The 14103-nt window shown below is 40.5% G+C and carries 13 protein-coding genes; 4 read left to right on the top strand and 9 right to left on the bottom strand.

All coding sequences use genetic code 11. The features are described 5' to 3' along the window. Positions 1-202: 202 nt before the first annotated feature. The 5 genes from NSQ68_RS10715 to NSQ68_RS10695 all read right to left on the bottom strand — a co-directional run bounded on the left by NSQ68_RS10715 (position 203) and on the right by NSQ68_RS10695 (position 4396). A complete protein-coding gene (locus NSQ68_RS10715; protein WP_069010249.1) occupies positions 203-1087 on the bottom strand; it encodes a PD40 domain-containing protein in 885 nt (294 codons plus the stop codon). 37 nt (positions 1088-1124) lie between these two features. Next, on the bottom strand, positions 1125-2030 hold the full coding sequence (locus tag NSQ68_RS10710; protein WP_318626625.1) for a copper amine oxidase N-terminal domain-containing protein: 906 nt from the start codon (positions 2028-2030) through the stop codon (positions 1125-1127). An 86-nt stretch (positions 2031-2116) separates the two neighbouring features. Continuing rightward, positions 2117-3007 carry a copper amine oxidase N-terminal domain-containing protein gene (locus NSQ68_RS10705; RefSeq protein ID WP_342428795.1) on the bottom strand — a complete coding sequence of 297 codons (891 nt, stop codon included), beginning with the start codon at positions 3005-3007 and terminating at the stop codon, positions 2117-2119. A 470-nt stretch (positions 3008-3477) separates the two neighbouring features. Continuing rightward, positions 3478-3762 (bottom strand): hypothetical protein, encoded by a 285-nt coding sequence (locus NSQ68_RS10700; RefSeq protein ID WP_029517074.1) that lies wholly within the window; start codon positions 3760-3762, stop codon positions 3478-3480. Between the two features lie 319 nt (positions 3763-4081). Next, positions 4082-4396 carry a hypothetical protein gene (locus NSQ68_RS10695; protein ID WP_340955261.1) on the bottom strand — a complete coding sequence of 105 codons (315 nt, stop codon included), beginning with the start codon at positions 4394-4396 and terminating at the stop codon, positions 4082-4084. 498 nt (positions 4397-4894) lie between these two features. Between NSQ68_RS10695 and NSQ68_RS10690 the strand changes: the two genes are divergently transcribed. Next, the gene (locus tag NSQ68_RS10690) at positions 4895-5158 is read left to right on the top strand and encodes a hypothetical protein (protein WP_342428794.1); all 264 of its coding nucleotides are present in this window, start codon (positions 4895-4897) and stop codon (positions 5156-5158) included. A gap of 150 nt (positions 5159-5308) precedes the next feature. Here NSQ68_RS10690 and NSQ68_RS10685 read toward each other — a convergent pair whose 3' ends face one another. Continuing rightward, positions 5309-6379 (bottom strand): hypothetical protein, encoded by a 1071-nt coding sequence (locus tag NSQ68_RS10685; protein WP_342428793.1) that lies wholly within the window; start codon positions 6377-6379, stop codon positions 5309-5311. After that, positions 6369-6944 (bottom strand): sigma-70 family RNA polymerase sigma factor, encoded by a 576-nt coding sequence (locus NSQ68_RS10680; protein ID WP_341039267.1) that lies wholly within the window; start codon positions 6942-6944, stop codon positions 6369-6371. Before NSQ68_RS10680 ends, NSQ68_RS10685 begins: the two co-directional genes overlap by 11 nt. A gap of 1081 nt (positions 6945-8025) precedes the next feature. Here NSQ68_RS10680 and NSQ68_RS10675 point away from each other — a divergent pair. Next, positions 8026-8763: a helix-turn-helix domain-containing protein gene (locus tag NSQ68_RS10675; RefSeq protein WP_342428792.1), complete on the top strand. Its 738-nt coding sequence runs from the start codon at positions 8026-8028 to the stop codon at positions 8761-8763. A gap of 136 nt (positions 8764-8899) precedes the next feature. Here NSQ68_RS10675 and NSQ68_RS10670 read toward each other — a convergent pair whose 3' ends face one another. Continuing rightward, positions 8900-9670, bottom strand: coding sequence for an SDR family oxidoreductase (locus NSQ68_RS10670; protein ID WP_341039264.1), 771 nt, complete (start codon positions 9668-9670; stop codon positions 8900-8902). Positions 9671-10487: 817 nt separating this feature from the next. Between NSQ68_RS10670 and NSQ68_RS10665 the strand changes: the two genes are divergently transcribed. After that, positions 10488-11462 carry a stalk domain-containing protein gene (locus NSQ68_RS10665; protein ID WP_029517069.1) on the top strand — a complete coding sequence of 325 codons (975 nt, stop codon included), beginning with the start codon at positions 10488-10490 and terminating at the stop codon, positions 11460-11462. 452 nt (positions 11463-11914) lie between these two features. Here NSQ68_RS10665 and NSQ68_RS10660 read toward each other — a convergent pair whose 3' ends face one another. Beyond that, positions 11915-12160, bottom strand: a complete 246-nt coding sequence (locus tag NSQ68_RS10660) for an NAD(P)-binding domain-containing protein (protein WP_341011428.1) — start codon at positions 12158-12160, stop codon at positions 11915-11917. A gap of 594 nt (positions 12161-12754) precedes the next feature. Here NSQ68_RS10660 and NSQ68_RS10655 point away from each other — a divergent pair. Beyond that, complete coding sequence (locus NSQ68_RS10655; protein ID WP_069011424.1) at positions 12755-13591, top strand: copper amine oxidase N-terminal domain-containing protein; 837 nt, start codon at positions 12755-12757, stop codon at positions 13589-13591. Positions 13592-14103 lie beyond the last annotated feature (512 nt).

The following is a 14103-nucleotide window of genomic DNA, read 5'->3' as shown; positions in this document are numbered from 1 at the left end:
TCATTTCTTGGTTGAAGAGGTCGCATATAAGCATAACGTAGCAACATTCTCTTTCAGCCCTTTGTTGGCCACAAGCAATCATTAAATATTCAAAAGTAAATCTATAATGTTGATAGAGTGCATTAAAGTCGAAAAAAGTGGAGTTTAAAATTATGACTATATAGATGATACGGTTTCAAAATACTCTCTCTGTATATGTCAATCAAGATTTCGGTGTTAATTGAGATATCTTCTGCTCATCATTCTTAGTTAGAGAACCCTTCTTTAAAATTGATTTTTTTGTTTCTGAGTAAGTATAGAGTACTGCTTGTGGAGAATCGTCACCTTTACTCACAAAGTCAAAACTTTTCCCATCTTTATGCCAAACTATAGATGAAATTAATGTAAAGTCCTTATCGGACACATGCATATAGCTCTTACGCTCAACATTGTATAGTCCGATATAACTTGAACCTAAATCACCGATTCCAAACGCAATCTTTTTTCCATCAGGCGACCAGTTATAGGCATCAATCTTTTCGCTCCCGGCTCCGTCACTATTCATCTCAAACATGTTTACAATAGTTTGAGTCCCATCGGATAAATTAATTAAAATAAGTCTACTCCCCTCGTGATCGCTTACATGAAGAGCTACCTGGTTGCTTTTAGATAAGGAAAGTGAGTTAACTCTCAAAGGTCGTGGGTTGAGCTTAACGAGTTGCTCTCCACGCTTACCTTTTATTTTCATAGAATTCACAACTTCATTGGCTTCGGCGGCTTCTTCCCCTTTAGCGTTAGTTAATTTTGCTGTAAAAGTAACGTCTTTATTTTTCCATACAATCTGTTTCCCCGAAACTACAACCTTAGATTTGTCTTGGTTATTATCATACTGAGAATAATCTAAGGTATTCACCTTTTTAACAGTTGCTCTAGATGTTTCTACAGTTGCTTTTTCGTCTACTTTTTTTACACCTTCCTTTGTGCTGTTTACCCCGGTATTATTCACTTCGGTCTGAGGTAGTTGATGATTTGAGCTTGCCTTACCACTACACCCTGAAATCACTAACATCACTATCGCACCTACAGACATAATCTGCACGAATTTCATAGTTTCCTCCTTAAGAGTCGGTTCCCTAAGTTCCCTTTTATAGCTGTTCTTCTTCTGGAATAGAGAAAAACATTTGCTTCGCCTGATCTTCAGTCGCTTCCCCCAGACGAGTTTTTTTGCCAGCTTTATCAATAGTCCCGAACGTGGTGCCACCCGGAACGCTATAATTATAATAAACTACGCCCTTTTGGATCGTTGGCATTTTGCCGCTTTGTTCAACAATTTTGTTGGTGAGGAACGGCAGGCTTGCATTTTTAGCTTCCTGTTGCAGGTTCAGCCTTGCAGACCAGAGCAGCTCTACATGCGTGTCAATGATACGATAGTAATTCACAATGTCCATGTGTTGTTCAAAAAATTCACTGGATTGGTTTTTTGGGAAGTAGCGAATATAAGCCATACTATCCCCTTCTTTACCTGACAGTACATTAACTTTGGCAATACGTGGAAGACTGTATGCACCATGACGAGCTACAGAAATATCGCTAGATTGGATTTCTTTCAGCATCTCTTCTGTCGGCTTAGCTACGTAAACTGTACGATCTGGGGCATCCCAGTACACTTGAGAACCGGACGCATCTGCAATGAAACGCAGCGGTACCATAACACGACCATTTTTCATTGCAGAAGAGGTAGACAGCGTTACTTTTTTATCACCTACCATTGTCTCTTTTTTACCAGCCACCAGTGTTGATTTTGTTCCGTTATTATCTACAGTTACCGTTTTAGAAGTATTGTTCCAGTTGATCGTTACACCAGGAATCGATCTTATCATATTCAATGCTACTAATGTGGAACCATTCTGAACATAGGGGTCTACATCCCCTGGCATGGGTACGTTATTCACTTGCACAATAATGGACTTGGAGGCTGCTCCAGAAACACCGCTAGCAAGCATACTAAAAGATATTGTTGATGCAAAAGCCGCTTTGAAAAATGTATTCATAATTATATTCACCTCAATAGTGTCTTCTTGTCAGCATTTCAAACTAAATTGAGCTTAGTAGTATTAATACATCGATTCAGTATTAGCTAGTGTTTTCTCGTCTCATTAGGAATAGGTTGGATAATATCTGTATAGGATTTCGCCTTTGCAGTGAGATCTTTTTGTTGACCTTTATCATCTTTGTATACAGCTTTGATATTTCCATGCTCATCATTAAACATCAAGATATCAGTCACCCATTGAACGTAATTATAGCTAGGTCTCTTTCCAGCACTTGATGCAATATCTTCCAGACCCCTGGATACAGTAAACTGCCAGACTGCCTTGGCCACTCCATCTTTAACTTCAACTACCGTATTACCAACATTGTTTCCATACATGTATCTGGAAGAATCCCCTCTTGGGAAAATGTAATTGTATTCTTTATTAGCCCCAGGTTTTTCTAAAGAAGAAAGCGATTTGAAAGAAAATTGAACCGGCAACGATATAGCTGCCTCACGCGCTGCTTGTAAATCTTCTGCCTGTAAGCTCTCTTGATCGACCTTATAATTACCGTCTTGAATAAATAAAATAGACCGAAGCTTCTCATAGCTTGCCTTGTAGCCAAAATTCTCCGACACAAAACGAATAGGTACCAATATCCTTCCCTGAGTCATTTGGACAGGGACATCAACCTGGACTGCTTTGTTATTTTTAAATGCTTCCTTTTTGTTGGCCGTCAGCTTAATTTGATCTGTGCCTTTTGTGATGAAAGCAGATTGACTTTTACTATCCCAGTGATAGGTTACCCCCAGTGAAGCAAGCGTGCGTATAGGGACCAAAACACGCCCGTCCTTAATAATAGGTGAAACATCGGTTGCTATAAACTTCCCATTCACATTCACCGCGTTAACGGATATCGGATTGGCAGCATCAGCAATCGTCCAGGATTGAAACATAAGTACGAAGAAAAACACAAACACAATAACCTTTTTCAAGATAAATTACCTCCTTTTTCAATAAGCATCCTTACATAAGACGTATGAAATAATTCGAAAGTTTCTAATCTATACCAAAAAATTCATATGTTTTGAGATGATGAGCGAAATGTAGCGTTCATGGTGTTTTTTGCCCTCCCTAATCCCTTTTCAAGGTCCTTCGCTCCGTGGGTTGCGTTAAGCGAGCGCCAGGAACGTAGAGCGCCTTGGCCGGACGATTTCTCCCGGCGTAGGCGCTCTAGTTATCGGCGTGAGTAGCGGCCCAGCGGTGCGTACTGGCTCTTAGGTGGCCGCTCTTGCCGCCTTAGAGCCAGTAGCATGAGCCTGTTTCCCCCACTCTTGTCCTGCTCGCTCCCTTACTTGCCGATCAGCGAGTCTATTTTTTACAGATATCCCGGCTGGTTAAAACCAACATTTAGGGTTTCAACAGGCTCATAAAAAAAGACTCTTCCGGTTTCACAGAAACGTCCTTAATAATCTTCAACCCACAAAGATACATATATAAATAATACGTAAGCTAAAAGGAAGAACCCAATCACACTAAAAAGGATAATCCAGATAAAACGTTTTTTTAATGGAGACAGGATTTCCCCGCATCGTCTTAGGATTCTCTGACGGGTAGGCAACAACTCATATTCTAATTTCTTTATAACATGTTCTGCTTCTTCCTCATCTCTAACTAAAAGTTCACTCCATAATTGCTCATAGCGTTCTTGAATTTCTTCTTTTTTAGAACTATCTTCTAGAAAAGCCATTTAGCACCTCCATAATAATTCATTTATGTAGAAAAGATTTGGAAAATGTACAGCACCATTTTCCGAAGTTTTCTATTATCCAACCTTACACATTGCCTGCGTAACATAAAGAAAAACACAGGTTCCTTTTTGTTGGACCCTTGTTTTATCGTTTATACAATTAGCTGTGGTCGATGGATAAGGCCCCGCTTATGGTATTAGCACTGTTATATGAACACCAAAGAAATAATTTTTATTTTTATTTAAATTGTAAATGCGTACAAAAATGCGCTCACCTGTTTTAAAAGTGGAACTGGACACAGCGTTATTACTGCCTAATTCATATGCAGTAATGGTATAGCTTCCCGAATGTGGGTAATCCTCCATTCACAGCTCCTCTAATTTTTATTTCTCCTGAGCTGTTTGTAGGGAAATAGTAGTGAGTATAAATAGTGTCTCTTACACCTGAAAATTCAGCAATATAAGTACCTTGGCTGTTAATGTTCCAGAACGAGGTTGGGTACGTAATGCTGAATAACCCTAAGCTGCTTGAAGTGCTTATTTTCTTAGGATCAAGAGCAGACGTCTTATCTGTTGCTGGATCTAATATTTCGACTTTAGCATCACTCGTTGTTTCTATAACTGGTTTATTCATATTATCTACAATACCAATTTTATCTACCGCTTTTTCGTTACTTCCAGTTCCTACTGGCAGAACTTCGACAGAAGGAGTCGCCTGATCTTTAGTTATTTGCTAGCGGCAGGAACCGAAGCGGCGGATACAGAAGCACCTAAAGCAGCAACCATTGTAAGTGTAGCAAGCATAGTAAACCATGTTTTCTACATTTGTAATTCCCTCCATCCTTTAATTTTTATTCTATTGATGTATAATCTTTGTATGCAAATAGTTACTAATCTTTTTTTGTAATTTACAACTAATTTTTTATATTTTTTTTGGAATATCCATGTTAATTATATAGGTAACTTGATATTTTTTCCAACGTATTCAATTAATCAATAGCGAATATTCCGGAATTGAGTATATAGCACTTTTTTTTGTTAAATGCGTAATTTAGGAAGATGCACCTTCCCCATGACAACTTGATTTTTCAACAATTATAATCTCGTATATTTTTTTCAGGGAGGAATTTACATGGGCTTTTTGATCTTCGTACCACAGCCTTCAGTGTCGAATAGCCTTCCGTGGAACAATGCAAAAAAGCAAAGATTTGGCCAACTGGCTGATCCCCGCTTTTCTATGTCCATTTCCGAAAAACGGCCTTATTCGGGCTTATCCTTCGGCGGCTCATGGACGTTTACTTCTCCAAAAGCTTCAGCACGTTGTCCCAATCACTCGGCAGTCAGATTTTTGCCTATTCTGCCGGCATTTCTTCGTCTTCAAATTGACTCAAAATGAACTTTCCCTTCTGTATCAATGATGACCATAAACAACCAACCCATGCCCTATTTTTTGACTGTAAAGAAGCCATTATTGCATTTCGAATGCAATGTAAGAATATCTAAAAAATAAAATACAGGCGCCATTTCTGGCGCCTGTATTGTCTTCCTACCAAGGCGTTTCCGTTTTGTGTTCAATCACTTTCAATACTTTGGGTTCCAGAATCCGTTTCAATAGTTCCAGCGTACGATCGTCATCAGTAGCTGCACCATGCGGATCGGCTTGGATTTGTTTTTTTGCCTGCGTACTTGCGATTATGTCCATGACTTGTTGTTTGGAAATCTTTTTAGATGCTGCGATCTCGACGACAGATGCCCCCTTTGCCAATTCTTGTTTCAAGTCTGCTGGACTCATGTGAAGTAAAGAAAAGAGCTCTTCATCGTTTAAAAAGGCATCCGCAGTATAGTCAGGCTTGCCTTTAGTCATGAAAAAGCCTTCCACGGATGGAGCAGGGCCGCCTCCGATCAGAGAAACGCTGATCGTATTCCCTTGAACGAATGCCTGATAAAACGGCGTTGTTGATCCCTTTTCGGTGTAGTTCAATATAAATGTTTTTTGGTCCGGGTTCTGCATCGGCTCCATGTTACATTCGTACTTACTGGAGCTGCCGTACAGTTTGTTAATGAGGTCATCTACTTTCGATTTGATTTCTTGATCGGTTAAGGAGATGACCGGCTTCTCCTGAGGCTCCCAATTCTCTTGGTTCACTTGTTCGATTTCACCCGTGATACCGTTCAAATCAAGTCGGATCTTTTTGCCGTGAGCTCCCTTTTCCTGCAGCACGATGCTTGTTTGAATGGCTTTCCCCTGACTTGTATTCGTGGGGTCTCCTCCAATCTGGCTGGCGTCGATAATTTCAAACGACTTGGTTTCCGGATAAGAGCGATACAACTTTTCAAGCGCTGCTTGGCCAACCGCATCCATCTTGACTTGTTGGGCTGTCATCGGTGTCCTCGTAATCATTTCAATCAGGGGAGGGGCCGCGAATGCCGCGGTTGGAATCATAATTACTGCAGCAACAATGCCGCCGATCAATCGTTTTTTCATCGTTTTTTTGCTCCTTTGCCGTTGTACGTATTGAGAATAGGATTGTTCGATTCGTTTGGAAACAGCCGGGGGACATTCCATGGTCTCTGCCTCTTGGTGCAGGTACTCGCTGATTTGACTTTCAATAGGCATTGTTCTTTTCCATCCTTTCCAACGGGAGATTTCCCAATTGTTTTCGAAGCGACTGCAGGCCGGCATGATATCTGGACTTGACTGTACCCAGCGGAATATCGAGTAATGTCGCAATCTCCTCCAGCGTATAATCGTGATAAAAGCGGAGGATGATCACCGTTCGCTGTTTATCGGTCAGCTTGTGCATGGCCCTCGATATCTCGGGGTCTGTCCCATCCATCCTCAACGTGGGCTGATCCCAATGATACTCTTCCCGAGAAAAGACACGGATGCGTTCGAAAATTCGGAATCTCCTCCAGCTTTTCACCCGGAATCTTTGCACTTGTCGGATGACCAAGCCGTGCAGCCAGAAGTGGAAAGGACGATTCGGATCGTAGTTGGGAAGCGAGGTCCACATTTGCATGTAGATCTCATTCATAATATCTTCGCGATCCTGCGGATGATCCACCAGAAAAGAGACGGTCCGGTAGACATCCTTGTAGGTGGCATCATACAACGTATGAAACGCCTGCTGATCTCCTTCGATCATTTTTGTGAGCACGTGGTACATAGATTCACTTTGCATTCAGAGGGCCCTCCTGAGTAAGCAGCTTACACCCTATATTGTCGCTCGATGGAAAAAAGGTTCGGTTTTTTATGTTTTCGGTTGGGAGCCTATGGATTGTAAGAAGGCGAGCAGCGGCATGAAAGCGTGGAAGACATGTTGTTCTTCCGTCAGACTGCACGGTGAGCTCAAGGAATTAGGCCTTTGCAGGAGCTATCTGATCAAACCCAATAAAGATGAGTTCTGAACAATAAAGTTGAGTTCTAACTGAAAAAAATACAATAAAGTTGTGTTCTCAAAATTAAAGAGACCCGACGGTAGGTTACATCATAAGAACTCTTTTAGAGCAATAAGGGTAATTGATAATTAATTCAAAACTCAATATTATTGTATATGCTCGAATGAAAATGATGATTTTGTGAGACCAAGAACTCTACTTTATTGTCCATAGAGGGTTACAGAAGAAAACACCATTTTTTTTTACTCTAGGATCTCCAAAAGAAAAAGTGATCGATGTTATGGGTACTTCAACGTCAATCATAGAAACTCATGGTCTATAGCAATAATGAGGTTATACTATAAATCTTAGTTATTGACTGAAAGGTTACTTAATCAATTTAGGAGTGGCAATAATGGTGAAACAAAACTTAGAATATATCTCTCAATTGATCTATGACACATACAATATTCCTCTTTTTATTTTAAGAATAAAAGTCATCGTATTACTAGAAGTGGAAAACAGCTAAGACATCCTCTTTTTGATTCAATAGAAACATTTATAAACAGGCTCATTCAACCTGGCGATCAACAAAACGTTCCTTTGATTAGAATAACAAACTATCTAGAAACGCTCATTGTATTTCATTCATCTTCCACAGAAACGATAATAATCGGACCTTTCACTTCCTTTGAGGTTACCGAGAACACCGTAAATGGTATTATGCATGATCATCAAATATCCTCTAGTTATCAGCAAGAGTTATGCCATTATTACAGTCAATTAGAGCTGTTAAACCAAAAACAAATTGTATCGCTTTGTTCACTCACGTATTTTTTAATCTACCAAGAGCCTATGGATGAAGAAATAGTGAGATCTCAATTAATGAATTTTAACGAAATTGAACCCACTCATATTGAACAAGCAATACGGCATCTTCGTCTGGAAACGTCTTTTCATTTAGACCATAAAACTGAGCAGAAAATATGGCAATATGTGAAAGAAGGCAAGAAGGAAAAGCTGTTACAGCATTTAGAATCAATTGAAATGGAGGGATTGAGTCAACTTTCGAAAAAAAGCCACCTTCGTAACATTAAAAATCAAATCATCATTTATATTGCACTTGCGACGAGGGCAGCTATTGAAGGCGGTCTTTATCCTGAAATTGCCTATACAATGAGCGATATTAGCATTCAAAAAGTTGAAGAAACGTTTGACCTACAAAAAGTTTTATTAATTGGTGATAACTTATTATTTTCATTAGTTGACCGTATGAATGAAAATAGGGAAAGTGCACATTCTAAGGCTGTGAATACTTGTAAAAACTATATATTCAATCATATATTTGAACAAATTTCGATAAAGGATTTAGCAGACCTCGTCCATTTAAATCCAGTTTATTTATCGCAGCTCTTTAAAAAAGAAACAAACAAACCTATCGGAAAATATATCCAAGAAGAAAAAATAAAAGAAGCACAAAAATTATTGATCCAAACGGACTATTCTGTAGCCAACATTTGTATGTTGCTTCATTTCAATAACCAAAGCCACTTTTCAAGCCTATTTAAAAAATTTACGGGTGTAACACCAAATCAGTACCGAAAAAATACACTCAATCATTAATTGATTGTTCACGAAAAAAACTGCTAATCCATTGCAGATTAGCAGTTTTTTCTTATTAGATGCGTCTATCTCTCCATTAACCCATACCTATTAATAGCATAGATCGCAATATGCACCATCTATTTCATTTAAGGTATTAAGCGTTAATAATGACACCGCCATCTACATTGATTGTTTGTCCCGTAATGTGTCTAGAGTCTTCACTCGCTAAAAACAGTACGACAGGTGCAATATCCTCGTAAGGCGTGCCAAATCTTCTTATAGCAGTTTGTGAGAAACCTAAATAAAGTGGATCTCGTTGACCTTCAGGCATTTGGTCTAAATATGCTTGAATCGCATCTGTAATGGCACCTGGGTTTACGACATTTACATTAATATTGTCAGGTCCCCATTCACGCGCAGCTACTCTCGAAAGACCACGAATTGCTTCTTTAATCGCTGCATATGCTGCATAGCCTTCTTGTCCTTCATTCCCACTTCCAGAGCCAAAGTTAATGATTTTACCACCATTTTCTTTCAGGTATGGATAGCAAAGTTTCATAAAGTCCCATGTTGTAACAAGACCCGTCTGGTAGCTTCGTTCTAGAGTCTCCCGCGTATGATCTAAGAACGAATGAGGTGGCTCAATCGCCATCGCTAAATTTACTAAAATATCTACAGTTTGATATTGTGCAACCGTATCCGAAATAAATGCTGTTGACTGTTTAAGATCAGTAGCATCAAATGCTTTTGCAAATACATCTGCACCTTTGCTTTTACATAATTCAGTAGTTTCGTTAAGCCCTTCTGCATTGATATCACATAATGCCAGTTTAGCAGCTTCTTCTGCAAAACGAAGTGCAATATATTTACCTAATCCGCCACCTGCTCCAGTAATAACAGCAACTTTTCCAACTATTTTGTTCATAATGTCTTCTCCTTCTTTGCTAACAATTGCTTTAGAATCGATGAAGTAGCCTGTTAGTCAATAACAAAGATTTGTAGTACGGTTTCATTTTAAGCAAATTTTTTAGTGTAAAATATGCATTTTTAAAGATTTTTATAAGGATTTATAGGGTGTTTACTTTTTGTTATTTCAAAATATTTAATTTATTTTATCAGGGTTACGTAAGACAATTGAAAGTGCAATTCGTAATGGAAAAGTAAAATCCAGTTTGGAAACAATCAATAATACTCCTGTTTTTAAAATCTTATTTTTGTGCTTAACGATGTAAATGCAATACCTAGAGTCATCCCTTATACCACAATCGGGCGCATTTGTGGAGTAACGCAGGATGAGTACTATTTTTTCTAATGAATAAATTTAAAATTATGGAATTTAGTACACAACTTTATTGTATGTACACACTATCAGCACCAAATATTAAGTTGGCTATAATTTTGTATATAAATCTGTTTGAGTGTAATGGACATGGCCGCAACCAATTTTAGAACTGAAAAATTACTAAAGGAGCTGGAGGCTCTTTTCCAAAATTGATTGAGTCACTTGCAGAGTAAATGGGATCAGAACACCAGACCACTTCAACCTTGAAGTGGTCTTTTTTATATAGAGAATAAGCTCTACAGGAATGTTTAGCGCAACAAGGCAGCTGATCCATGAGTCTGTGGTCAGCCAATCTATGGATGGAAACTTTTTCAAGTTCACCCGCGTCTAACATACGAATAAAGATTGCTGGTATGCATTCGGAAAGAACGCTGCCGTCATGAGAACAGGAGTGGATACTATGAAAAAGCTTCTATGCACATTCGCCGTCATCGGTGCATTATCCGTCGGTACAACCGCATTCGCCACCGTGGATATTGGCATTACGGTGAGGAGCAAGCCGATCGCGACCGACAGTCCCCCCATCTACGATCAGGGACGGGTGCTCGTGCCGATCCGAGCTGTCTCCGAAGCACTGGGCGCCGCCGTCGATTGGGATGCGAAAACGGACACCGTGGTCGTCCGAAAATGGTCGCAGACGATTAAGCTGACCGTCGGGAAGAAGACGGCCGCGACCGAGACGTTTGGGAATAACTCGTCCTCGTCGGGTCCGATTTCGCTCGACGTGCCAGCGAAGGCCGTCCATAATCGCGTCTACGTGCCTCTGCGCTTCGTCTCCGAGCAGTACGGCTACAAGGTGGAATGGAAAAACAACACTGTCGCCATCGAGTCGCCACTCTCCGATAAGCAGCGGGACGCGCTCTATACCGGCGATCTGGCCGCAAGCAGGAATCTGGTCATGGAAGCGATGTTCTCTGGAACCCATTACGAGCATACGCCACTGCGGACGCTCCACGAATCCGAGGATTACAGCACCGCCTTCCTCTTTCCCGAAGGAGAGGCACTCCGCTTCTTCACCATCGAGGGCAATGAGACGGCGACCTATTACGAATACAAGGACGATTTCCTTGTCGCGACATGGCAGGCCCATTTTGACGGAAGCATTGGAGATAGCTTTCAACTGCTGCTGGAGGAAAAGCTGAAGGACCGTACGGGTCCGACGCCGAAAATCGACAAGCCGCTGGTATTCTATAGCAGAGGCATTGCCGGAGATTCCAGCACCGAGGAAAGCGGCCTGATCGGACTGGACGGGAAGGTCACCCGGATCGGCTTCGAGCATACAGTCGGCGGTTCCGTGACCGACTCGTCTGGAAAGCTAACCGTGACGCAGCCGGACGAGGTGCGCAAGGAGGTCGTTCCCATCCCGCAAAATTAACAGCCTCAACGGATGTTCAAGTCTATTGCTTCTATCAGGAGGCGCCAGTAGGCAAAAAGGGATGGGATAAGATTATAAGTTCTTGTCCTTTTCGGGTACCGATTCATGTCTTGGGAAAGAACATGTATCACGATAAAAACAAAAATCCGCGAAATCCGCGAACCCGATACGTAATATGTTCTTTTCCTCCGACACATCCGTCAGGAGCATCGGAGAATTAACTGAATAGACCAGTGAATCTTGGCGTTTAACATGATTTTTTCGGATAAAAAATAAGTTGGGGCTACCGTGTGGCGCAGCCTCTTCGAAGTTAAACTAACGTTCTCCGTTAGCTTAGTCTTTTCTCAGGTTTTGAACAGGTTGTCCCCGTACTATGAATTTCTTAACATCTGTAGACTGGAATTGCTTAATAAAGCGGGTATTATCTCGTGAACGCGCACCGGATTTTGATGTTAGTCTTGTCTCTGCTCAATGCTCAAAAGGTCGACAATAGACTTGACATAGGAACGGGCGAGTCCACTTGTCATCGAGATGTGAACACCACCTGTTCCAAGCTTCTCTAAGAAGCCTTCGTTCATGACGACGCTTTCGACAGATGCATCATCCCATAAAATGGTTGCAACAATTCCCCTGCTCATTACTGTCTCAACCGGCCGGGACGCCAGCTGTGCGCCCTGAGCAACTAGGAAAAAATTAATGCTACTCTCTTACCTTGAACCAGCGCTCGAAGCGTTCGATGTTGGCCTGTAAATCAGCGCGGAATTGCTGTAACCCACCGATCTTCTGGTCAGCCTCTGCGAGATGCTACCGCAGGATAGAGAGGACTTTCTGCTTAGGTTGTACTCCACTAGGGTCAATGAAATAGAGATCAATAACGTCCCTTATTTCTTCCAGGCTGGCAGTTGATGTTGGTTTGCAGCATAGTACAGAATGTAATGACTGGGCTCCTTTCATGCTCATTGAAGGTGTAAAAGAGCCTTATACTTTTAAGCCACGCTTTGAGCCTGATCAAGAAGTACAAATGAAATTTTATGTCCCTTCTGACTACAAGATCGACAAGACTATAATGACGGATCATACATTAGAAGAGTTCGTTGGGCTACATCCTACATTGGTAAAGATTCAGAAGATAATATTCCTTGGCGAAACAGTCAAACCTATGATTATTGTTCTATGCCACGGAGTAAAGTTGTAGTGGATTACGTACATGGAGGAGAGGAAACAGATAATATATTTTTAGATTGAATTCCATGAGGGGCTGCTAGCCCCTCTCTTTTAAGGAGGATATTTTTATGGGAAAGATGTTGTTCAGAATTATGCTTATAGGTGCATTGTTTCTTTGTTTTTCTCTACCCTATATAGGAAAAATGTCAGCTCAGAGTATAACTCCAAACACTCCATTTTTGAAGATTAACAATTACTATGTCTTGTTCACAGCCCCCAAAGCACCTTATATTGATCAGAATAATCGCTATATGGTACCTTTGAGATCCATAAATGATTTGTTGGGAGGACAGACTACGTTTAACCCAACTTCTAATACGGCTACAATTAAGTTTGGAACACACAAGGTTGAGTTTAAAATGAACTCCACTGAGATTGTTACCGACTCGAGCTCGTCCGTGATGGATACCGTCCCTGTGCTTTATAAAAATGCGATGTTTGTCCCTTTAGGGGTACTTACTAAGCACTTAGACATACACCAGGAATGGGATCAGCAAAATAAACTGTATTCCCTCTCTGGGAAAGAATTAATGAAGACACCTTTGATGGAGAATGTAGAAGATTTGGATCATTTTAGAGAACAAGTGGATAATGAAAATGCATTCCAGTTGTTATCGTACAAATTGACCATGGGAGAAAAAATTCATCTGGCCATTACAGCTAAGAATATGACAGGGAAAAAGATTAGTGAGGGCATTGAAGATTTAAATACCACTTTTATTTTTTCTGACAATAGCACGGCCGGGGAAAATAGAAATCGTAAAAGGCCCAGTATAGATAAGGATGAAATTGTAACTCGCGAAGATGACATAGATTATGTGAAAACAATAGAGAATAATAAAATTATCAAACATGAACTGTCGTATATTCTCTTTAAGGGCAGAACGCTAAAGACTCACAAGTAAAAAAGTACTTTTACTTGTAGAGTGGAATGGGTCAATAGTAAAGCTGATCCTAGAAAGGATCAGCTTTACTATTAAATATTAGATTTGTGAGTTTCAAATTCCTTACGTTCATAAAAATACCCCAACCTACTCCATTGTCAATTAGGGACAAACTTGATAAATAGTGATTGCTTTCTCCGTTCCGAACGGCGTTTTACTTGACTGATTATTTATGTATTAGAAAGTTTATCAAGAGTATGTCTATATTTTCGACTGCCTTCTTTATTCTGGGGTGTTATCATGACGATCATCATTTTTATTCATATAATCCTCCTCGTGCAAATCTTCGTTTATAAAATAAAAATGCTGACTGTACTGAACCACGACTTGTTCTAAACCAAACCTTTTACCAGCCAACAAATTCGCAATCCACGCACTCATATAGAGTGCGACGTGCCTCGCGCAAAGCAGCCTGATATGCCGGGTCAATTTCAATCCACGCACTCATATAGAGTGCGACGACAGCGAAAATG

The sequence above is a fragment of the Paenibacillus sp. FSL L8-0158 genome (genome assembly GCF_038592965.1).
GTDB lineage: Bacteria > Bacillota > Bacilli > Paenibacillales > Paenibacillaceae > Paenibacillus > Paenibacillus polymyxa_D.
This window is presented reverse-complemented; position numbering and strand designations above follow the sequence as displayed.